We start from the raw sequence: 21,796 nt of genomic DNA, 5'->3' as shown, positions 1-21,796 counted from the left end.
CTGATTCACCCATCCCTGCGCGGCAGGATCCGCGCGAACGCTCGACGAACCGCCCCGGGCCCGCGCGCGGCGAGCGCCGCCTCGGCCTTTGGTTCACCTCGGGCGAAGGACAACAGCATGCCCACGGCGAACATGGTCGGAAGCAGGGCGGAACCTCCGTAGGACACCAATGGCAACGGCACTCCGGCGATCGGCAGCAGGCCGAGCACCGCCCCGACGTTGATCATGACCTGGGCCATGATCCACGCGGTCGCGCCACCCGCGGCGAGCCGTACGAACTGGTCTTTCGTGCGACTCGCGACGCGGATACCTGCATAGCCTAGGGCCGCGAAGAGGGTGAGTACGGACAGCGTCCCCACGAGACCCAATTCCTCGCCGATGACGGCGAAGATGAAGTCTGTGTGCGCCTCGGGCAAAGTGCCCCATTTGCCATAGCTCGTCCCGATTCCGCTGCCGAACCAGCCGCCGGTGGCGAGCGAGTAGATGCCCTGGGCGGCCTGGAGCGTGCTGCCGTTGGGGTCGGAGAACGGGTCGAGGAATCCGGCGAACCGGGCGGCCCGGTGCGGCTTGAGCACGATCAGCACGGTGGCCAGCACGGAGACCACGGCGATCGCCATGGCGAACAGCCGGCCCGGCGCACCGGCGATCCACAACAGCGCGAGCACCAGCACGGTGATGATCATCGCGGTGCCCATGTCGCCGCCGAGCAGCACCAGGAACAGGATCACCAGCGCACCGGGCAGCAGCGGGACGAACATGTGCCGCCATTGGCCGAGCAGCCGGCGCTTGCGGGTGAGCACGTCGGCCCCCCACAACACCAGGCCCAGCTTGGCGAACTCGGAGGGCTGGATCTGGAACGAGCCGAAACCGATCCAGTTCCGGTTGCCGTTCACCTCGATGCCCAGCCCGGGCACCAGGACCAGGCACAGCGCACCGACGCAGCCGATCAGGAACGGATAGGCCAGCCGGCGATACCAGCGCAGCGGCAGACGTGACGCGATCCACATCAGCGGGAAGCCCATCGCGACCGCGATCAGCTGCTTGGTGAAGATCTCGTCGAAGGAGCCGTAGATCGTCCGGGAGGTGATCTGCGACGCGGACAGCACCATCACCAGGCCCAGCACGGTGAGCAGCAGACCCGAGCCGAGCAGCAGGTAGTAGGCGGTGAGCGGGCTGTCCAGCGCCCGGCGCAGTTCACGGCGCGCCGACCCGGCCGGACGCGACGCGCCGGGGCGCGGTTTGGGCAACCGCGAACCGCCCCACGGCCGCCGCTTGTCGGCGGTGGGCGTGGGGCGTGCCTCGCGAGTCTGCGGACCGGCGGCCATCGCTCGCCCGGTCAGCCGGCCGCTGTGTCGAGTCCGCGGACCGCGTCGGCGAAGGCGTCGCCGCGCTTTCCGTAGTTGGCGTACATGTCCATCGACGCGCACGCGGGCGCGAGCAGCACGGTGTCCCCGGGCCGCGCCAGCGCCGCCGCCTCGCCCACGACCAGTTCCATGGCCCCAGTGTCGGTCGCGGCGACCTCGACCACGGGGACATCGGGGGCGTGTCGCGCGAGCGCGTCCCTGATCACCGCGCGGTCGGCGCCCATCAGCACCACCGCGCGCAGCCGGTTCTTCGCGCCGGAGACCAGGTCGTCGAACGAGGCGCCCTTGGCCAGGCCGCCCGCGATCCACACGATGTCCCGGTAGGCGGCCAGCGAGGCCGCCGCGGCATGCCCGTTGGTGGCCTTGGAGTCGTCCACGTAGTCGACGCCGGCCACGGTGGCCACGTGCGCGATCCGGTGCGCGTCCGGCCGGAACGCGCGCAGCCCGTCGCGCACCGCCACCGGCGGCACGCCGTAGGCCCGGGCCAGGGCGGCGGCGGCCAGCGCGTTCGCCACGTTGTGCGGCGCCGGCGGGTTCACGTCGCCCACCGTGGCGAGTTCGGCCGCCGTGCTGTGCCGATCGGGCACGAACGCCCGGTCGGCGAGCAGGTCGTCGACCACGCCGAAGTTCGACAGCCCCGGCGGGCCGAGTCCGAAGCCGACCGCGCGGCACCCCTCCTCGACCTCGGCCTCGTGCACGAGCTGCTCGGTCTGCGGGTCGGCCAGGTTGTACACGCAGGCGATCTGGCAACCACCGTAGATCCGGCCCTTGTCCGCCGCGTACGCCTCCGGCGAGCCGTGCCAGTCCAGGTGGTCCGGCGCGATGTTGAGCACCGCCGCGGCCAGCATCCGCGGCGCGCCGGCGTCGTCCTTGGGGCTTTCCTCCCAGGTCGGCAGCCAGTGCAGTTGGAAGCTGGACAGCTCCAACGCGAGCACGTCGTAGGCGGGTTCGCCGTCCCCGTCGCGGGCGAGCACCGCGTCCACCACGGGCGTGCCCACGTTGCCGGCCGCCGCGACCCGCTTGCCGGACGCCTCCAGGATCGAGGCGAGCATGCGCACGGTCGTGGTCTTGCCGTTGGTGCCGGTGATCGCCAGCCACGGCGCGGGGTTCTCCCGCGGACGCAGCCGCCACGCCAGCTCCACGTCGCCCCACACCGGCACGCCGGCCGCGCGCGCGGCGGCGAACAGCGGCTTGGTGGGCATGAGTCCGGGTGAGGCGATCAGCACGTCCACCCGCGCCGGCAGGCTCTCGTCGTCACCCAGGCGCACGTCGATGCCCAGTGCGCGCAACTCCTCGGCGCGCCGCCGGGCGTTGTCGTCGTCAAAACCGTCGATCGCCACGACGCGTGCGCCCAGGCCGTGCAGCGCCCGGGCCGCGGACGCGCCGGTGACCCCGGTGCCCGCGACACAGAACGACAACTCGGCCCACGGCGCACCGTGATGGGTGAAGGTGCTCAGGTCTTTCGTACTCACGTCTCTTTACGTTCCCGTAACCCAGCCCGCGTAGAAGATGCCGATCCCGAGAATGGCGCACAGGCCGGCGATGATCCAGAACCGAACCACGATGAGTACTTCGGTCCACCCCTTGAGTTCGAAATGGTGCTGGAGCGGCGCCATTTTGAACACCCGTTTGCCGGTCATCTTGAAGTAGCCCACCTGGATGATCACCGACAGCGAGATGATCAGGAACAGGCCGCCGATGAGCGCGGACAACAACTCGGTGCGGGTGAGGATGGCCAGCCCGGCGAGCGCGCCGCCGAGCGCGAGCGAACCGGTGTCGCCCATGAAGATCTTGGCCGGCGACGTGTTCCACCACAGGAAGCCGAAACACGAACCCATCATCGCCGCGGACACGATCGCCAGATCCAGCGGATCGCGCACGTCGTAGCAGCCCACGCCGGGCGCGTTCAGGCAGGACTGGCCGTACTGCCAGACCCCGATGAAGGTGTACGCGCCGAAGACGATCACCGAGGCGCCGGTCGCGAGACCGTCCAGGCCGTCGGTGAGGTTGACGCCGTTGGAGTGCCCGGCGATCAGGATGTAGGCCCAGATCACGAAGAACACCGGCGTCAGGTCCAGCGCGGTGTCCTGCACGAAGGACAGGTGTGTCGACGCCGGCGTGAACCCGCGCGCGTCCTTGAACTGGATCGCCAGCAGTGCGAACGAGATGCCCACGAAGGACTGTCCGGCCAACTTGGCCTTGGCCCGCAGACCCAGGCTGCGCTGCTTGACGATCTTGATGAAGTCGTCGACAAAGCCGACCAGGCCCAGGCCCGCCATCAGATACAGCACCAGCAGCGCGGACGCGCTCGGTGTCTCCAACGTGATCGCCTTGGCCCCGCCGTAACCCGCCAGCGCCGCCAGGATGATCACCGCGCCGCCCATGGTGGGCGTACCGCGCTTGCTGTGGTGTCCGGCCGGACCGTCGTCCCGGATCAGCTGGCCGTAGCCACGCTTGACCAGGATCCGGATCGCGAGCGGCGTACCGATCAGCGACAGCACCAGGGCGATGCCGCCGGCGATGAGGATGGCCCTCACCCGTGCACCTCCGCGTTGCTCACGTCGTCCCCGGCGGCGTCCGCCAACAGCGCGTCCGCGAGCCGTTCCAGGGCCACCCCTCGGGACGCCTTCACCAGTACGACGTCGCCCGGGGCCAGTTCGCCCCGGAGTAGTTCGACGGCCGCCTCTACGTCGGGCACCAGCACCGACTCCTCACCCCACGAACCCTCGTTCTTCGCGCCCATGTCGATCCAGGCGGCCTCCCTGCCGCCCACGGCCACCAGCCGGTGGATGTTCAGGCGTACCGCGAGCCGCCCGATCGCATCGTGCTCGGTCAGCGACGCCTCGCCCAACTCCCGCATCGCGCCCAGCACGGCGAACGTACGATTGCCGCCCGCCATCGCGACGAGGGCCTTGAGCGCGGCTCGCATCGACTCGGGGTTGGCGTTGTACGCGTCGTTCACGACGGTCACCCCGTCGCCCCTGCGGGTCACTTCCATCCGCCAGCGGGAGATCGTACCGGCAGCGCCGAGGGCCGCCGCGATGTCCTCGACGGTCATGCCCACTTCGCGTGCCACGGCGGCACACGCCAAAGCGTTCGCCACGTGGTGCTCACCGTACAGGCGCAAGATCACCGGCGCACTGCCCTCCGGCACGCACAGCGTGAAGGAGGCCCGGCCCTGCTCGTCGAGTGTCACGTTCTCGGCCCGTACGTCCGCCTTGGCACTCTCGCCGAAGGTGACCACGCGGGCCTTGGTGCGCTCGGCCATCGCCCGCACGAACGGGTCGTCCTGGTTGAGCACGGCCACGCCGTCGGCCGGCAGCGCCTCGACGAGTTCGCCCTTGGCCCGGGCGATGCCCTCGCGACCGCCGAACTCGCCCATGTGCGCGGAGCCGACGTTGAGGACCAGGCCGATCCGCGGCGGGGCGATCTCGCACAGGTAGGCGATGTCGCCGACGTGGCGCGCGCCCATCTCGGCGACCAGGTACCGGGTTTCCTCGGTCACGCCGAGGACGGTCATCGGCAGGCCGATGTCGGTGTTGAAGTTGCCGCTCGGGGCGATCGTCGGGCCGGCGTGGGCGAGCACCTGGCCGAGCAGGTCCTTGGTGCTCGTCTTGCCGGAGGACCCGGTCAGCGCGATCACCGTGGTGTCGGGATGCCGGTCGGTGATCGAGCGGGCGAGCCGGCCGAGCGCCCGGACCACGTCCTCGACGAGGATCGCCGGGGTTCCGGTGTCGCGCTCGGCGAGGACCGCGACGGCGCCCGCCTCGATCGCGGCGCGCGCGTAGTCGTGCCCGTCGACATGCTCGCCGCGCACGGCCACGAACAGCGTGCCGGGGCCGACCTTGCGGGAGTCCACGACCATCTCGGCGGTGATGCGCGCGTGCGGATCCGCGCCGCCCGAAAGCCGCCCTCCGAGAGCGGTGGCAATCTCGGCAAGAGTGGTGGAAATCACTGGTTCGTCTCCTCGGCACGCGAAGTGCCGGTCGCCGGGACGCCTGGGGTCGGGGTCTCGGACGTCGGGGTGTGCGTTGATGGTGCGGGAGTCACGATCCTCGCATCGTCGGACTGCTTCGGGGACGCGGGGCCGCCGTGCATGGTTCTGGCCACCGCGCGGCGCAGCTCGACCCGGTCGTCGAAGGGGTGTTTGACCCCGTTCGCGAACTCCTGGCCCTGCTCGTGTCCCTTGCCCGCGACCACGACCGTGTCGCCCGGCCCGGCCTGCCGCACCGCGAGCAGGACGGCCGCGGCCCGGTCCGGCTCGACCACCACGGTGCCGTGCGGGTCGGCGAGTCCCGGAATGCCGGCGAGCATCTCGTCCAGGATCGCCGAGGGGTCCTCCGAACGCGGGTTGTCGCTGGTGAGCACGACGCGGTCGGCGAGTCGGGCGGCGGCGGCGGCCATCAGCGGGCGCTTGGCCCGGTCCCGGTCGCCGCCCGCGCCGAGCACGATGGTCAGCGCCCCGGCGGTCACCGGGCGCAGCGCCGCGAGCAGCGTCTGCACCGCGTCCGGGGTGTGTGCGAAGTCGACCAGGGCCAGGAACGACTGGCCCGCGTCCACCCGCTCCATCCGTCCGGGCACGCCCGGGGTGCGGCCCACGCCCTCGACCGCGTCCGCGAGCGAGACGCCGCCCGCAGTCAGTGCGACGATCGCCAGCAGCGCGTTGGACACGTTGAACGGGCCGGCCAACCGCACGCTCGCGTCGGCCTTGTGCCCGTCCGGGCCCACCACGGTGAAGCGGCTGCCGTCCGGGCCGAGATCGACGTTCTCGGCCCGCCAGTCGGCGTCCGCGGCGCCCGCCGCCGACACGGTCAGCACCGGCACGCTCGCCATCTTCGCGAGCCGACGCCCGTAGGCGTCGTCCACGTCGATCACGCCGATCCGCGAGCGGCGCGGGGTGAACAGTTCGGCCTTGGTCTCGAAGTACTCCTCCATGGACGCGTGGAAGTCCAGGTGGTCCTGGGACAGGTTGGTGAACAGCGCGACGTCGTACACGGTGCCGTCGACCCGGCCCAGCGCGAGCGCGTGGCTGGAGACCTCCATCACCACGGCGGTGACGTCGTTCTCCAGCATCGACGCGAGCAGCGCCTGTACGTCGGTGGCCTCGGGGGTGGTGCGCACGCTGGGCACCACCTCCTCGCCGATCCGGGTCTCGACCGTGCCGATCACCCCGGTCGTGCCGCCGGCGGCGCGCAACCCGCCGTCGAGCAGGTAGGCGGTGGTGGTCTTGCCGTTGGTGCCGGTGACGCCGAACATCACCAGGTGCTCGGCGGGCCGCCCGTAGACCCAGGCCGCGATCTCACCCAGTCGGCCGCGCGGATCGGCCACCACCAGGGTCGGCAGGCCGCTGTCGGCGGCCAGTTCGGCGCCCGCCGGGTCGGTCAGCAGGGCCACCGCGCCCGCCGCCGCGGCCTGTCCGGCGAACGCGGCACCGTGGAAGTTCTCACCGGGCAACCCGGCGTACAGATCCCCCGGGCGCACGGCCCGCGAGTCGTGGGTGACGCCCGTCAGCGTCGCCTCCGGGTCGCTCGGGGCCCCGGTGAGGGGGACGGAGACGAACCCGGCCAGGCCGGTCAGCGGTTGGGGGCGCACCTCGGCTGGGCGGCGCAGATCACGGTTGGGCACGGCGGGCAGGCTACCGCGCTTTGGGCCGTCGGCTCGTCCTCGGCCCGGTGCCGCGACCGGCGCCGACGGGACGGGCGCTGTCGGTCGCGGCATCGCTCACCACTCGATCGGCAGGTCCTGCGCCGCGGTGCCGCTCGGGGCGATCCGGCGGCTCTGCAGGGCGAACGTCATCACCTGCTGGAACACCGGTGCGCACAGGCTGCCGCCACCGCCGTCGATGCCCGGCGCCTGGAGCGTGACGGACACCACGACCTGCGGATCGTCCGCCGGGGCGAAGCCGATGAACGACGTCGTGTAGCCGTTGTAGCGACCGGTCTTGGGATCGACCCGGTTCGCGGTGCCGGTCTTGCCCGCGACCCGGTAGCCGGGGATCCGGCCGTTCTTGCCGGTGCCGCCCTCGTCGGCGACCACCGTCTCCAGCATGTCGCTCACCTGGCGGGCGGTCTCCGGGCTGACCACCACGGTGGACTTGGGTGCGGCGGCGGGCTTGAACTTCCCGTCCGGGCCGGTGCTGCCCTTGACCAGGCTCGGTTCGATCCGCACGCCGCCGTTGGCGATGGTCTGGAACACCGAGGTGGCCTGGACCGAGTTCACCGACAGGCCCTGGCCGAACGGGATCGTGTACTGCTGGGAGCCGTTCCACTTCTGCGGCTGGGCCAGGATGCCGGGGGTCTCGCCGGGGAACTTCAGCCCGGAGGGCTGTCCGACGCCGAACCGGGTGAGGTAGTCGTGCAGCTTGGCGTTGGCCTCGGCGCGGTCGGGCGAGAGTTGCTCCGAGGCCAGGATCGTGCCGATGTTGCTGGACTTGGCCAGCACGCCGGCCAGCGTGAGCTGCTGGGTGGGGTGGTCGTGCTCGTCCTTGAACAGCTGGTCGGCCCGGGCGAGTCGGTTCGGCACGGTCACGTGCGTGCCCGGGGTGGCCCGGCCCTCCTGGATCACCGCCGCCATGGTCATCACCTTGCCGGTGCTGCCCGGCTCGTAGGCCTCCTCGACGGCCCGGTTGCCGAGGTTGTGCACGTCGCCGGGGCCGATGTGGTTGGGGTCGTAGCCGGGGGCGGTGGCCATCGCCAGGATCTGGCCGGTGCGCACGTCCTGGACCACCACCGTGCCCGACTCGGATTTGGTCTCGGTGACCTTCGCGGCGATCAACTGCTCGGCGTACCACTGGAGGTCGCGCGAGACGGTCAACTGCACGTCGGCTCCGGGCACCGCCTCCTTGCCGGTGAGGTCGGAGGTGGGCACTCGGCGGCCGTAGACCATCTCCTGGGTGGTCCGGCCGTCCTTGCCCGCCAGTTGGCCGTCCAGGGTCATCTCCAGGCCGCCGCCGCCGTGTCCGGTGGCGTTGACGAAGCCGACCAGGTTCGCACCGACCGGTCCGGCCGGGTAGACCCGCTTGCTGTGCTTGGTCGAGTAGATGCCGACCAGGTCGTTGCGGCGTACCTTGCCCAGGTCCTTCTGCACCTGGTGGATGTGGTTCCACACCGCCGGCTCGACCTGGGCGGCGAGCACCACGTAGCGCGACTTGGGGGTGCGCAGCTTCTCCTCGATGGCGACCGGGTCGCCGTTCACGAGCGGGGCCAGCGCCACCGCGGTGGCGTGCGGGTCGTACTTCTGCACCTGGGTGGGGTCGGCGGTGACGTCGTACGCGTCCACCGACTTGGCCAGGCTCACCCCGAAGGCGTCGGTGAGCGAGCCGCGTTCGGCCGGGACGTTGACGGTCTGGGTGCGCTTGGCGGCGGCCTGCGCGGCGTACGCGGGCGCGTCCAGGGCCTGCAACTGGAGCAGCCGGCCGGCGAACAGGGTCAGCACCACGCCGAGCGCGATCAGCCCGATCCGCAGCCGCTTGCGTGGATCGCCCATCCGCGCGCCGGCCCGCGGCCGGCGGGCGGGCCGAGGCCCTCCGGCCGGGTGCGCGTCGCGGGTGCGACCGGGCCGGGCCGTCCCCGGACGCGGTCGGGCCGGGCGCACCGGCCGAGCGCCGGCGTGGTCGGCCCGAGCGGCGTCCCGGGCGCCGCGCGCGGAACCGTCGCCGGCGACCGGGCGCGGCCGCCGCGGCCGCTCCGGCCGGCCGGGCGGTTCGGCTCCCCGCGCATCGGGTCGTGGACGCGGGCGCGGCCCGGGACGCGCGCCCGCAGCCGCACCGCCCTCGACCGGTGCCTGCGTCGACCTCGGCCGCGGCCGACGCGCGGCCGCACGCTCGTCGCGAGACCGCTCACCCGCACCCGCCCGCCGCCCGGCCCCGGCCGAACCCGCACCGGCATCACCCGCGCCCGACCGACTCGACCGCTCACCGGCCGCCGCCGCACCGCCGCGCAGGCGCGCCGGACGCCCACCGGACGCCGCGTCACCGACGCCGGCCGAACGCTCGCCGGAGGAGGCGGCACCCGCCCGCAGCCGGGACCAGAGCCCACCCGAGGCGCCGGCAGCGGAACGCGGCCGACCGGGCCGCCCACCGGACGCCGAGCCACCCGCACCGGAACGCGCCGAACGCTCGCCGGACCCCGCATCACCGCCACGCGGCCGGCCCGCCCGCTCGCCGGACGCCGCGTCACCCGCACCCGGGCGACCCCACCGCCCACCGGACGCGCCCGTACCGGAACGCGACCGGGCCGGGCCCGCGCCGCCGGACCCGGCATCGCCCGTCCGGGGCCGGGCCGGACGTCCGGCCCCGTCGCCGCGCGCCGCGGCCGGACCTTCGCCGGATGTGGCCTCGCCCGTCCGTGGGCGAGCCGCCCCGGGCACGTCGGGCCGGGTGCCCCGACGCGCCGGAGGTGCCTCCTCGCCGGCGGGTCGGCGCGGGCGGTCCGGACGCGGGGTGCGCGCACCCGACTCGGCCCGCTCCCCGCCGGCCGCCCGGGGGCGGCCCGCGCGCGGCTCGGCCCGCTCCCCCGTGCTCGCGCGCGGGCGCCGCCCGTCCGCCGCACCCGAGCCGTCGGCCGGACGCGGGCGGGACCGACGGTCCGAGGACGCGGCCGGGTCGGCGCCACGCTCCCGGCGGGCCCGCCCGGCCGAACGCGGCTCGTCGGGATCACGCGGATCACGGGGGTCACGGCGTCCGTCGGTCACGCGAGGTCCCTTCACCTGAACTGGGCAGCACCCGGATTCGGCGGCATGCCGCACCGGGCGGCGCATACGTACAACGAGCGAACGGCCGAGCGGCGCCGATGCGATCGCCCCCGCCCCGCCCCGAACCGCGGATCCGCCCGTTCGGCGGCGCCGTCGGGGCCGATCCGACGGGCGACACCGCCCGAGCCCGCACCTTCGGCGCCGGCGACGACGCCCGACGCGGCCCGAAGGACCGCGCCGCGCAGCCGGTCGTCTGGCACGCCGAGCCGCGACGGCGGATGTCGTGGCCCGGGTGGTCGGGATCGGGCAGCCGGGCCCCGGTGCCGGCCGACCCGCCGAGCCGAGTGGATCGGCCGCCGGGGTGGGCGAACCGATCGGCGGCGAACACCGTCAACGGGTCGCTTCCGGCGGCGTGGCGCCGGCCGGCGCGGTGGAAGCCGGCGGGGCCGGGGTCGCCGAGGCAGCGTTGTCGGGCGTGCCGGGGTCGGCCGGAGCCGCCGGGGCAGGACCGGCCGGAGCCGGTGCGCCCGGACCGCCACCGGCCGCGGGCGGTGCCGCGGATGCGGGCGGCACGGGGGTCGTGGGCGTCTCGGGCACCAGCGGCGGCTTGGACGTGGCCGGTTTCGGGACGCCGAGCACGCGCCCGGTCGCCGGGTCGATGAACACCGGGCTGCCGCCCGGGACCATGCCCAGTTCCTGGGCGCGTCGCGCGAGTTCGCCCGGCGCGGCCTTGGCGTCCAGTTCGCGCTGGAGCGCCTCGCGGTCGTCGGTGAGCTGGTCCTGCCGCTTTTGCAACCGGCCGAGTTCGAACGAGCCCTGGTTGAGCGCGGTGTTGAGCAGCAGCAGGGACAGCAGGCCACCGCCGAGCAGGGCGACCACGAGCACCACGAACGGGGTCCGCGTCGAACCCTTGGCCTGGTGCGCGACCAGCCGGATGCGGGTCATCGTCCTTGCCGCGCCGCTCATCCCCGGCTCCCCCGTCCGCCGCGTCGATTCACAGGTCTTCCCGCACCCGCTCCGCCGCTCGCAGCCGTACCGAGGCCGCGCGCGGGTTGTCCGCGTTCTCCTGCTCGCTCGCCTTCTCCGAGCCGCGGGTGAGCAGCTTGAGCCGGGGCTGCAGGTCCTCCGGGACCACCGGCAGGTCCGGCGGCGCCTTGCTCTCGGCGCCGGCCGCGAGCACGCGCTTGGTCATCCGGTCCTCCAGCGAGTGGTAGGACATCACCACGATCCGCCCGTGCAGCGCCAGCGCCCGGACCGCCGCGGGCAACGCGCGCTCGAGCACCGCGAGTTCGCCGTTGACCTCGATGCGCAGCGCCTGGAAGGTGCGCTTGGACGGATTGCCGCCGGTGCGTCGCGTGGCGGCCGGGATCGCGGTGCGCACGATGTCGACCAGGCGCGCGCTGTTGGTGAACGGCTCCTTCTCCCGCTCGCGCACGATCGCGTCGGCGACCCGTCGGGCGAACCGCTCCTCGCCGAAGTCGCGCAGGATCCGGGCCAGGTCGCCCGCGGTGTAGCTGTTGAGGATGTCGGCCGCGGTGATGCCCACCGTCGGATCCATCCGCATGTCCAGCGGCGCGTCCTGCGCGTAGGCGAAGCCGCGGTCGGCCCGGTCCAGTTGCAACGAGGAGACACCCAGGTCGAACAGGATGCCGTCGATCCGCTCGATCCCGAGCCGCGCCAGCACCTGCGGCAGTTCGTCGTAGACCGCGTGCACCAGCGTCGCGCGCTCGCCGAAGCCGGCCAGTCGGGCGCCGGAGCGCTCCAGTGCCTCCGGGTCGCGGTCCAGGCCGATCAGCCGTGCCTCGGGGAAGGCCGTCAGCAGGGCTTCGCTGTGCCCGCCCATGCCGAGCGTCGCGTCCACCACGACCGCTCCGGGCGCGCGCAGCGCGGGGGCGAGCAGCTCGACGCACCGTTCCAGCAGGACCGGAATGTGGGCGGGCGCCGTCACGGCCCCTCCACCATCGTCGCGTTCACTCCGGGCCCTTCGTCGTGCGGAAACCCGCAGTCTAGGCCGTGTCCGGCGGATCTCGGTGGATCGGGGAGCCGGCCCCGGAGGCCGCGTCGCGAGGTGCCGGGAGAACATGCAGTCAGGTCCCCGCCCGCTCGTCTGGGGAAGTGACCTCTGGCACCGGGGAAGGAGTGCCAGAAAGCTCGGAGCGGGTGGAGGCCTCGCCGCACGTGCGTCACGGTCGAGATCGCGTTCGTCAGGGATGCGGGGAGAAGGCGGCATCGAGCGTCGCGCCTCGGTCACAGCAGGCCGGGCAGCACCTCCTCGGACAGCTCGGCAAAGGACTGTTCCTGTTCCGCGAGGTAGTCGTGCCAGGTCTGCGCCGCCCACAGCTCGACCCGGGTGTTGGTCCCGATCACGACGCAGTCGCGGCTGTCCCGGTCGAGCCCGGCGTAGTCCCGCAGCGGTTGCGGCACCAGCACCCGCCCCTGCTTGTCCGGCACCGCGTCGGATGCGCCCGCGTAGAAGACGCGCATGTAATCCCGGGCGGCCTTCGAGGTCACCGGCGCCTTACCCAACTGCTCGGCGATCCGGGTGAATTCCGCGATGGGCCACACATAGAGGCAGCGTTCCTGCCCCTTTGTGATCACTAGGCCCTCCGCCAACTCGTCCCGGAACCGAGCCGGCAGGATCAGCCGGCCTTTTTCGTCCAACCGGGGCTCGTATGTGCCCAGGAACACCGAGCACCTCCGGCCGCCACGTGGAGCTTCGCAGCTCCATTTCCCGCCACTCTACTCCACCAAACCCCACGGTCAACCCTTTTCGGGCGCGTCACTCTGTGCACAGCATCGACAAAAGCCCAGGTCAGAAGGGGTGCATCCGAAGAACCACCCGATTGCGCGCCCCCCGCACGCCACTCCCCCGCCTCGGGCGCGGGTTTCCACCTCCACACCATTGGGATCCCGGTACGAATCTCCCATTCGGGGATTAGCACCCATAGACCCGAAAATGGTGACGAGCCATCCCTTTCTTCGAGAGTGTGACTCCCCCCACGGGGCGAAACGCGGCGCGGGTCGCTAACGTCCTGACCATGGTCGATCGTCTTGTCGCCGCCAACCGGCACTACGCGGAGAAGTACCGCGACCCCGGCATGTCCGCGATGCCGGTCCGGCATACCGCAGTCGTCACGTGCATGGACGCCCGCCTGGACGTGCACGCGATGCTCGGGCTCGAGCTGGGTGACACGCACGTGATCCGCAACGCGGGCGGCGTGGTCACCGACGACGTGGTGCGTTCGCTGACGATCAGTCAGCGCCACCTGGGCACCACGCAGGTCGTGCTGATCCACCACACCCAGTGCGGCATGCTCACGGTGACCGAGGATTTCCGCCGCGAACTGGAGGCCGCCACCGGCCTGCGCCCGCAGTGGGCGGTCGAGGCGTTCGTCGATCTCGACGGCGACGTGCGTCAGTCGATGAACCGCGTGCGCAGGTCCCCGTTCCTGTTGCACAACGACACGGTGCGCGGATTCGTATACGACGTCACCACCGGCCTGTTGCGCGAGGTTTTCCCCCTCCCGGACGTGCAACCGGAAGACGCCCCCGAGCAGTCCTAGGGTCCGTCGCCCCGATCTTGCCGACCCGTTTTCCGGGTCGGCACCGCACCATCGAGGAGACCGACCCGTCTCGGCCGAGCCATTTTCTGCCGACCGGACCGTCCCCACGGCGCGTCGACTACCCTCCGGAGTCGCATCGTGCGTCGTCCGGGCCGTCCAACGGGGTGACGGCAGCGCACGCTACCGGGAGAATCGGCCTGTGGCCCTGACCCAGGGCGTGCACAACGCGGTTCCAGGGAGGGGCACGGGTGTCGACGTTCAACGATCAGGCCGGTCTGGGGGATCTGACGGTCACCACCGATCGGATCCGCGGGGCCATGGAGACCGTGATCGAGGGCAAGCCCGAGGTCGTCCGCCTCGCCTTGACCGTATTGCTGGCCGAGGGCCACCTGCTCGTCGAGGACGTTCCGGGAGTCGGCAAGACGATGCTGGCCAAGGCGCTCGCGCGCTCGGTCGACTGCCGGATGCGCCGGGTGCAGTTCACCCCGGACCTGCTTCCCTCGGACATCACCGGAGTCAGCGTCTTCGACCAGGAGAAGCGCGAGTTCGAATTCAAGCCCGGCGCGATCTTCGCGAACATCGTGGTCGGCGACGAGATCAACCGGGCCTCGCCGAAGACCCAGTCCGCGCTGCTGGAGTGCATGGCCGAGCGTCAGGTCACCGTCGACGGCACCACCTACGAGCTACAGGCGCCGTTCATGGTGATCGCGACGCAGAACCCGGTGGAGATGGAGGGAACGTATCCTCTCCCCGAGGCGCAGCGGGACCGGTTCATGGCCCGGGTCTCGATGGGCTACCCCGCCGCGGACGCCGAGCTGCGGATGATCGGCGGCCACAGCGCGGGCTCGCCGCTGACCGACCTGACCCCGGTCGCCGACGCCGCGGACCTGGTCCGACTCGCGGACGCCGTACGCCGGGTGCACGTGTCCCCGGCCGTCGCGCGCTACGCGGTCGACCTGGTCAACGCCACCCGCCGCTCCCCCGAACTGCGCCTGGGCGCCTCGCCGCGGGCGACCCTGCACCTGGTCCGCGCCTCCCGCGCGGCGGCGGCGCTGGACAACCGCGACTACGTGCTCCCGGACGACCTGCAGACGCTGGCCGTCGCGGTGCTCGCACACCGGCTGCTGCCGACCGCCGACGCGCAGATGGCCCGGCGCACCCCGGAACAGATCGTCACCGACATCGTCCGCCAGGTCCCGGTCCCCGGCTCCCCGACCGGCCAGGTCCCGCCGGCCCAGGGTCGGGTCGGCGCACCGCAGACCGTGCAGACCCCGCCCGCGCCGCCCGCCCACATGCCGTACCCCGGCGGCGTCCCGCAGCACAACGGCGGCCGGCCCTACCCGACCCAGGCACCCACCGCGCACCAGGGCTACGCGCCGGTGCCATCCGACGGCCGCCTCGGCGGCACGGGCTCCGGGGCGGCGCGCTGACGTGCGTACCGCCCTGTCCGGCCTGACGACGCGGGGGCGGTCCTTCCTCGCGGCGGGGGTCGCCGCGAGCATCTGCGCGGTGATCCTGGGCCAACGCGACCTGTTGCGGGTCGGTTTCCTGCTCACCGCGCTGCCCCTGGTGTCGGTGCTGATCGTCGCCCGCACCCGGCACCTGGTCACCAGCGCCCGGGCGCTGGAGCCGCCCCGGGTGGCGGCCGGTCACGAGTCGCAGGTACGGCTGCGCGTGGACAACGTCTCGCGCATCCCCACCGGCCTGCTGATGCTGGAGGACCACGTGCCGTACGTGCTCGGCTCGCGGCCCCGGTTCGTGCTCGACCGGATCGAGCCGCACGGCAGCCGGCACGTGTCCTACCGGGTCCGCTCGGACCTGCGCGGGCGCTTCCCGGTCGGGCCGCTGCGGCTGCGGATGGCCGATCCGTTCGGGATGTGCGAGCTGACCCGGTCCTTCGCCGCGCGGGACACCCTGGTGGTCACCCCGGCGGTGCAGCCGCTGCCCGCGGTGGACCTGGGCGGCGAGTGGACCGGATACGGCGACAGCCACGCCCGCAACGTGTCCGCGTCCGGCGAGGAGGACGTGGTCCCGCGCGAGTACCGACACGGCGACGACGTGCGCCGGGTGCACTGGCGCTCCACGGCCCGCCGCGGCGAACTCATGGTGCGCCGCGAGGAGCAGGCATGGCAGAACCGGGCCACCGTACTGATCGACACCCGCGAGGGTGCGCACGTGGGCGACGGGCCGGCGTCGTCCTTCGAGTGGGTCGTCTCGGCCGCCGCCTCGGTGGGCGTACACCTGTGCCGCCGCGGCTACACCACCCGGCTGCTCGACTCCGAGGGCGACGCACTGGCCGGTGACCTGGAGGGGATCCGGGCCGCGCCCGGCGACCTGGAGGGATTCCTGCTGGACGCGTTGGCCGTGGTGGAGACCGTGCCGGTGGCCGCGCTCGACCAGGCCGAACCCGCGCTGCGCGACCCGAACGGCGGCGGCCTGACCGTCGCCGTGCTCGGTGCGCTGACCGAGGACGACGTGAAGCGGCTGGGCCGGGCCCGGCACCGCTCCGGCCGCGGGGTCGCGGTCGTGCTGGACGTGAGCACGTGGGGCCGGGTGCCCGGCGCGCTGGCGCACGACAGCGCGGTGGGCCTGCTGCGTCAGGCCGGCTGGCGGGTGTTGTCCGCCCGGGCCGGATCGCGGTTGTCCGAACTGTGGCGCTCGGCCGGCCGGGTGGGCGACCCCGCCGCCGCGGGTTCGGTGTCCTTCGCCGGCACCTCGCGCGCGAGTGCTCCCGCCGCACCCGCGGCGAACACCGCCTCCTCGACCCCGCCGCCGCGCCCGCGCTCGGCACCCACGGTCGGGGGCGGCACCGTCGATGGAGGGGGAAGGTCATGACCGGTCGGCTGCGCCTGGCCCTGGTCGCGGGACTCGCGACCGCGCTGACGTCGTCCTCGCTGCTCCCGCTGGTCGACGCGGGCGGCTGGATCGCCCAGGGCCTGGGCGCGATCCTGCTGGTCGCCCTGGTCGGCGAGGGCGCCCGACGCATCCGGGTACCGCGCCCGATCGTGGGCCTGTGCCAACTCGCCGCCCTGGTGCCCTACCTGCTGCTGGTCTGCGTACCGGACGCCAGCGGCCCGGTCCCCACGCCGAGCAGCATCGACGCGTTCGTGAACCTGCTGCGGGTGGGCGGGCAGGACATCCGCGAGTTCACCACCCCCGCACCCGCCTCACCCGGGATCGTCGCGATCCTGCTGTTGGTGATGGGCGGCATGGCCGTACTCGTGGACATGATCGCGGTCACCTACGCCCAGGCCGCCCCGGCGGGCCTGCCGCTGCTCGCGCTCTACAGCGTGCCCGCGGCGCTGTCCCGGTCCGGCCTGGGCTGGGCGATCTTCCTGATCGCGGCGCTGGCCTACGTGCTGCTGCTGCTCGCGGAGGGCCGGGAGCGGCTGCTGCGCTGGGGTCGCCCGCTGACCCCGCCGGTGCCGCCCGGTTACCCGCCGGTGCGCCAGTACCGCCCACCCGCACGCGGCGGCGGCCGGATCGGCCTGACCGCACTCGCGGTGGCCGTGGCGGTCCCGGCGCTGATCCCGCTCAGTGCCAACCGACTGATCGACAAGAACGACAACGGTCCGAAGTCGCACCGGCTGACCACGATCAACCCCGTGGTCAAGCTCTCCGACGAGCTGAACCGGGCGGAGAACGTCGAGTTGATGCGCTACCGCACCAACGCGGCCACGCCGGGCTCGATCTACCTGCGGATCTCCTCGCTGGACCGGTTCGACGGCCGCACCTGGCAACCCTCGGAGCGGCAACTGACCGACGTGCCGCGCGAGTTTCCCAAGCCCGCGGGACTGGACGCGGCGGTGCGCACCACCGAGGTGACCACCCGGATCGAGGCCAACAACGGCTACCGGCAGGGTTCGCTGCCGATGCCCTACCCGGCCTCGCAGGTCCAGGTGAAGGGCAATTGGCGGTTCGAACCCGAGGGACGGCTGCTGCTCGGCGACAACAAGCAGGACACCCGCAGCCTGGGCTGGACGGTGACCAGCCTCGACGTCGAGCCGACCCCGGCCCAGCTCAAGGCCGCCGCGCCGCCGCCGCCCTCGCTCGCGCCGTACGTGTCGCTGCCGCTGCCGACCGACATGGTGAACCGGATCCGCCAGCAGGCACTGCGGATCGGCGGGAACGGCACCTCCTACGACCGGGCCCGCAACCTGGAGGAGTGGTTCGCCCGGTCCAACCAGTTCCGCTACGACACCAAGGTCCCGCAGGGCAACGGCGCCTCCGCCCTGGAGAACTTCCTGGAGCAGAAGGTCGGCTACTGCGAGCAGTTCTCGTCGGCGATGGCGGTGATGGCCCGCACGCTGGGCATCCCGGCCCGGGTCGCGGTCGGCTTCATCCCCGGCACCCTGCAGACCGACCTGACCTACAAGGTCAGCAGCCACGACGCACACGCGTGGCCGGAGCTGTACTTCTCCGGAGCGGGCTGGATCCGGTTCGAGCCGACCCCCTCACGGGGCAACTCGCCCTCCTACGCGCAGCAGGACATCGCACCGGTCGCGCCGTCCGCGTCGGCGGGCAGCGCGGGCGAACTGCCCACGAAGCAGCCGCAGACCGCACCGAGCGCGGCACCCTCGGTCTCCGCGAGCACCGCACCGGTCACCGCCGGCGGCTCCTCGGACGGGCCCTGGCTCTCCGGTCGGGCGCTGCTGATCGGCTCCGGGATCGCGCTGTTCGTGCTGCTCGCGGCGGCACCGATGGTGACCCGGGGCCGGGTCAGGGCCCGCCGCCTCGCCGCGCTGACCCGAAACGTGGCGGCGGATGGCGCGGACGAACCCGGTGACCGGGCCGGGCCGGTGCTCGGCGGCTGGACCGAGGTCCTGGACACCGCCCGCGACCTGGGGCATCCGGCGCCGGACGCGGAGACCCCGCGGCAGGCGACCGAACGGCTGCTGCGGGTGCTCTCCGAACGGCCCGGAACAGCGGACGGCGACGCCGCGGCCCCGGAGCCTGCCGCCCTGCTCGCGGCCCGCGAGGCACTGCCGCGCATCGCACTGGCCACCGAGCGGTTGTTGTACGCCGAGACCCCGCCGACCCGGGAACCGGGCCTGGGCGAGGACGTACGGGCGGTGCGCAAGGGTCTGCTCGCCCAGGCCGGGCGCGGCCGGCGCCTGCGCGCCACGCTGCTCCCGTCGTCGCTGCGCCGCCGGGGCCGACCGAGCCCGGCCGAGCGCCGATACGCGTTCGTCGAGCGATTGCGACCGCGCCGGCGGCGGAGCGACGGCCCCGGGCCCACCGCGAAGCCGGTCGACATCGGTTGAGCGCGACGGCGCGAAACGCCGAAACGCCGGTGGCGGTGACTCCCGAGATCCTCGGAAGTCACCGCCACCGGCGTTCGTACGTACACCGGGTCGACTCACCCGGCCGGGTCGAACATGTCGTGCCCGGGATCCGCCCCTGTCGGCCGGGCGGCGGGGTCTCCCCCGCCGTGTCGTCCGGATCACCCCGAAGGGTCAGCCGCCGTTTTCCTCGCGCCGACGGCGCCAGCGGTCCTCGATGCGGTTCATCACCTTGGCCTTGCGCCGGCGCGGTGCGCGCCCGGGAGCGCCGCCGCCTTCGCCCGCGTTGGCCGTCGCGGGTCCCCGGCGCCAGCCGGTGACCGCGAGGAGCGCCCCACCGAGCATCGCCAGAAAGCCGATGACGCTCACCCAGATCTGTTGGACCATCATGCCGGTCATCAACAGGACGATGCCGAGCAGGAATCCGAGGATTGCCTGAACGGTGCGTCGCCGAGTGTGCCGGCGCATGCCGGCTGCTTCGAGCGCTGTCGCGAATTTGGGATCTTCGGCGTAGAGCGCTCGCTCCATCTGCTCAAGCATGCGCTGCTCGTGCTCTGAGAGCGGCACGGCGTCCTCCTTCGTCGGCCGCGACGCGACCTTGCGGCCCTTTCAGGATAGGCAGGTAATCGCTGTCGTGAAAGCCACCCTCGGCACGGGCTCGAAGCCTGCTCCAAGATGATGGGTCACCACGTCGATTCCCGCCCCTGTCGACACTCCTGCCCTGTCCGGCACACGCTCATGTCCTCCGGGTCAGGGCTTCGATGATATGCGGCCGGAGCGGGTTCGCGCTGAGGGGCGGGGCCGCGCGGGTCACGGCCGTGGGCCGGCCGCGGTCCGCGGGCTCGCACTCAGCGCCCGGAACGCCCGCGCGACCGGGGCCCGGGGGTGAGCAGCGTGGCCGAGGTCAGCGCCGCGTCGCCGAACCGACCGCGCACCGCGTCGGCCGCGCGTTCCGCCTCGCGCCGGCCCAGAACCCGTTCCCCGAGCGCCAGTTGGCGCGGGTAGGCGCCGCCGACCAGGCCCTCCACCCGGATGCCCACCAGCCGCAGTCGGGCCCGTTCCAGGCCCAGCGCGCCGTGCAGCAGGCAGGCCACGCCGTAGATCTCGTGGCCCACATCGGTGGCCTCGCGCAGGGTCCTGGCCCGGGTGAGGGTGCTGAAGTCGGCGAATCGGATCTTGATCGTGACGGTCCGCCCGGCCGCCTTCGCCCGCCGCAGCCGGGTCGCGGTGCGGTGAGCGAGGTCGAGCAGGGTGCGGCGGATCACATCCGGGTCGTCCACATCGGTGGGGAAAGTCTCCTCGGCACCGATACTGCGTTCGGGTTCCCAGGGGATCACCGGACGCCGGTCCCGACCCCACGCGAGTTCGTGCAGCCCGCGACCCGCGGCCGGGCCGAGCGCGCGGCTCAGCGTCTCGACCGAGGTGTGGGCGACATCGCCGATGGTGGCCAGGCCCAGATCGCTCAGCAGCGCACCGGTGCGTTCGCCGACACCCCACAGGCGGTCCACCGGGAGCGGGTGCAGGAAGTCCACCACCTCCTCGGGACGGATCACGCGCAGCCCGTCCGGTTTGGCCAGCGCGCCGGCCAGCTTGGCGGTGAACTTGTTGTCGGCGATCCCGACCGAGCAGGTGATGCCCTGCTCGTCGAGGATCCGGGCGCGGATGTTCTCGCCGACCGTCTCCGGCGGGCCGAGTCGGCGGGTGACGCCCGCCAGGTCCAGGAACGCCTCGTCCAGGGACAGCGGCTCCACCCGCGGGGTGATCGAGCGGAGCACCTCCATCACGCCGCCGGAGACCAGCCCGTAGTCGTCGTGGTCGGGCGAGAGGAACACCGCGTGCGGGGCGAGCCGGCGGGCCCGGGAGGTGGCCTGGCCGGCGTGTACGCCCAGCGCGCGCACGTCGTAGGTGGCGGAGAGCACCACCCCGCGCGGGCCGTGGCCGGCCACCACCAGGGGGGTGTTCCGCAGTGCGGGATTGCGGCGGATCTCGACGGACGCGTAGAAGGCGTCCATGTCCACGTGCATGATCGCCGGCGAGCCGGATCGGGCGGTACTCATCCGGCACCGCCCGTCCCAGGGCCCCGACCGGCGTGGCGGTCAGCCCGCCGGCCTGCTCGCGAGCAGGTGCAGTTGGGTGGCCAGGGCGCGGTACTCGGGCTGTTCGGCCGCGGCCCGCTCCAGGTCCAGCAGCGCGTCGAACGAATTCGGGTCGTCGACCAGGACGCCCGGGACCAGGTCGGCGAAGACCCGGATCGCGTGCACGGGACCGGCCTCCAGGCCGGCCTTGGCGACCAGCTCGACGAGGTCGGCGACGGTGAACCGGCGCGGCAGCGGATCGGCCGGGCCGTAGCGCCCCTCGGGGTCGGCGAGCAGGTCGCGGGCCTGGTCGAAGTGCCCGGCGAGGGCACGGGCCAGGACCGCACCGGTGCGGTTGGCCGCGAGCAGGCTGAGCGTGCCGCCGGAGCGCAGGGCGCGGACGATGTGCGCGAGGTCGGCCGAGGGGTCGTCGACCACCTCCAGCACGCCGTGGCACAGCACCACGTCGGCGGCGTCCGGCTCGACCACGTCGAACAGGCCGTGCGTGTCGCCCTGGTAGGCCCGGACCAGGTCGGTGACGCCGGCCTCGGCGGCCCGGCGTTCGAACGCGGCGAGCGCGTCCGGGCTGGGATCGACGACGGTGACCCGGTGGCCGAGTCGGGCAATGGGCACGGCCAGGTTGCCGGTGCCGCCGCCGGCATCGAGCACGTCGAGCACGCTCCGCCCGGCCGCCTCGACCCGTCGGTCCAACGCCTCGCGCAGCACCTGCCACACGACGGCCGTACGCATCGAGCTGCGCCTGCGCGTCTGGTCGGACACGGACACCCTCCTCCGGAACTGGTCGGGTTCCACCTTAGGGC

At 73.1% G+C, this 21,796-nt stretch carries 16 protein-coding genes; 4 read left to right on the top strand and 12 right to left on the bottom strand.

The features are described from left to right. Positions 1-5 precede the first annotated feature (5 nt). From ftsW to mraZ, 9 genes are all read right to left on the bottom strand, one after another. Entirely contained in the window at positions 6-1,325 is a 1,320-nt protein-coding gene (ftsW, locus tag ACZOOI_RS21625) for a putative lipid II flippase FtsW (RefSeq protein WP_465277381.1), read from the bottom strand. Positions 1,326-1,336: 11 nt separating this feature from the next. Then, entirely contained in the window at positions 1,337-2,836 is a 1,500-nt protein-coding gene (murD, locus tag ACZOOI_RS21620) for a UDP-N-acetylmuramoyl-L-alanine--D-glutamate ligase (RefSeq protein WP_465277380.1), read from the bottom strand. Positions 2,837-2,842: 6 nt separating this feature from the next. Continuing rightward, entirely contained in the window at positions 2,843-3,901 is a 1,059-nt protein-coding gene (mraY, locus tag ACZOOI_RS21615) for a phospho-N-acetylmuramoyl-pentapeptide-transferase (protein WP_355537423.1), read from the bottom strand. Then, entirely contained in the window at positions 3,898-5,319 is a 1,422-nt protein-coding gene (locus ACZOOI_RS21610; protein ID WP_465277379.1) for a UDP-N-acetylmuramoyl-tripeptide--D-alanyl-D-alanine ligase, read from the bottom strand. The genes mraY and ACZOOI_RS21610 overlap by 4 nt, the downstream gene beginning before the upstream one ends. Continuing rightward, entirely contained in the window at positions 5,316-6,989 is a 1,674-nt protein-coding gene (locus ACZOOI_RS21605) for a UDP-N-acetylmuramoyl-L-alanyl-D-glutamate--2,6-diaminopimelate ligase (protein WP_465277378.1), read from the bottom strand. Before ACZOOI_RS21605 ends, ACZOOI_RS21610 begins: the two co-directional genes overlap by 4 nt. Positions 6,990-7,085: 96 nt before the next feature. After that, positions 7,086-8,849 (bottom strand): peptidoglycan D,D-transpeptidase FtsI family protein, encoded by a 1,764-nt coding sequence (locus ACZOOI_RS21600; RefSeq protein ID WP_465277377.1) that lies wholly within the window; start codon positions 8,847-8,849, stop codon positions 7,086-7,088. Between the two features lie 1,596 nt (positions 8,850-10,445). Continuing rightward, positions 10,446-11,021 carry a cell division protein FtsL gene (gene ftsL, locus ACZOOI_RS21595; RefSeq protein WP_465277376.1) on the bottom strand — a complete coding sequence of 192 codons (576 nt, stop codon included), beginning with the start codon at positions 11,019-11,021 and terminating at the stop codon, positions 10,446-10,448. Positions 11,022-11,049: 28 nt separating this feature from the next. After that, entirely contained in the window at positions 11,050-12,003 is a 954-nt protein-coding gene (rsmH, locus tag ACZOOI_RS21590; RefSeq protein ID WP_396005614.1) for a 16S rRNA (cytosine(1402)-N(4))-methyltransferase RsmH, read from the bottom strand. A 299-nt stretch (positions 12,004-12,302) separates the two neighbouring features. After that, positions 12,303-12,743, bottom strand: coding sequence for a division/cell wall cluster transcriptional repressor MraZ (mraZ, locus tag ACZOOI_RS21585; RefSeq protein ID WP_465277375.1), 441 nt, complete (start codon positions 12,741-12,743; stop codon positions 12,303-12,305). A gap of 350 nt (positions 12,744-13,093) precedes the next feature. Here mraZ and ACZOOI_RS21580 point away from each other — a divergent pair, with 350 nt between their 5' ends. The 4 genes from ACZOOI_RS21580 (at position 13,094) to ACZOOI_RS21565 (ending at position 18,882) form a co-directional block, all read left to right on the top strand. Beyond that, positions 13,094-13,618: a beta-class carbonic anhydrase gene (locus ACZOOI_RS21580; RefSeq protein WP_465277374.1), complete on the top strand. Its 525-nt coding sequence runs from the start codon at positions 13,094-13,096 to the stop codon at positions 13,616-13,618. A gap of 248 nt (positions 13,619-13,866) precedes the next feature. Beyond that, the gene (locus ACZOOI_RS21575) at positions 13,867-15,048 is read left to right on the top strand and encodes an AAA family ATPase (protein ID WP_465277373.1); all 1,182 of its coding nucleotides are present in this window, start codon (positions 13,867-13,869) and stop codon (positions 15,046-15,048) included. Between the two features lies 1 nt (position 15,049). Beyond that, entirely contained in the window at positions 15,050-16,453 is a 1,404-nt protein-coding gene (locus ACZOOI_RS21570) for a DUF58 domain-containing protein (RefSeq protein WP_465277372.1), read from the top strand. After that, positions 16,450-18,882, top strand: coding sequence for a transglutaminase TgpA family protein (locus ACZOOI_RS21565; RefSeq protein ID WP_465277371.1), 2,433 nt, complete (start codon positions 16,450-16,452; stop codon positions 18,880-18,882). Before ACZOOI_RS21570 ends, ACZOOI_RS21565 begins: the two co-directional genes overlap by 4 nt. A gap of 192 nt (positions 18,883-19,074) precedes the next feature. Here the strand turns inward: ACZOOI_RS21565 and ACZOOI_RS21560 are convergent, their stop codons facing one another. The 3 genes from ACZOOI_RS21560 to ACZOOI_RS21550 all read right to left on the bottom strand — a co-directional run bounded on the left by ACZOOI_RS21560 (position 19,075) and on the right by ACZOOI_RS21550 (position 21,755). Next, positions 19,075-19,467 carry a DUF3040 domain-containing protein gene (locus ACZOOI_RS21560; RefSeq protein ID WP_026218737.1) on the bottom strand — a complete coding sequence of 131 codons (393 nt, stop codon included), beginning with the start codon at positions 19,465-19,467 and terminating at the stop codon, positions 19,075-19,077. Positions 19,468-19,748: 281 nt separating this feature from the next. Next, a complete protein-coding gene (gene dinB / locus ACZOOI_RS21555; RefSeq protein ID WP_465277370.1) occupies positions 19,749-20,957 on the bottom strand; it encodes a DNA polymerase IV in 1,209 nt (402 codons plus the stop codon). A gap of 39 nt (positions 20,958-20,996) precedes the next feature. Further along, the gene (locus ACZOOI_RS21550) at positions 20,997-21,755 is read right to left on the bottom strand and encodes a methyltransferase domain-containing protein (protein ID WP_465277369.1); all 759 of its coding nucleotides are present in this window, start codon (positions 21,753-21,755) and stop codon (positions 20,997-20,999) included. Between the last annotated feature and the right edge of the window lie 41 nt (positions 21,756-21,796).

It is taken from the genome of Embleya sp. L77 (assembly GCF_055557415.1).
Note: the sequence above shows the minus strand (reverse complement) of the source record. Positions and strands in the feature narration are given on the sequence as shown.

What these genes read in the sequence shown, in the direction of transcription:
- ACZOOI_RS21565 (WP_465277371.1), top strand. Translation starts at nt 16,450, where the DNA reads ATGACCGGTCGGCTGCGCCTGGCCCTGGTCGCGGGACTCGCGACCGCG.
- ftsL (WP_465277376.1), bottom strand. Translation starts at nt 11,021, where the DNA reads ATGAGCGGCGCGGCAAGGACGATGACCCGCATCCGGCTGGTCGCGCAC.
- ACZOOI_RS21580 (WP_465277374.1), top strand. Translation starts at nt 13,094, where the DNA reads ATGGTCGATCGTCTTGTCGCCGCCAACCGGCACTACGCGGAGAAGTAC.
- ACZOOI_RS21600 (WP_465277377.1), bottom strand. Translation starts at nt 8,849, where the DNA reads ATGGGCGATCCACGCAAGCGGCTGCGGATCGGGCTGATCGCGCTCGGC.
- ftsW (WP_465277381.1), bottom strand. Translation starts at nt 1,325, where the DNA reads ATGGCCGCCGGTCCGCAGACTCGCGAGGCACGCCCCACGCCCACCGCC.
- dinB (WP_465277370.1), bottom strand. Translation starts at nt 20,957, where the DNA reads ATGAGTACCGCCCGATCCGGCTCGCCGGCGATCATGCACGTGGACATG.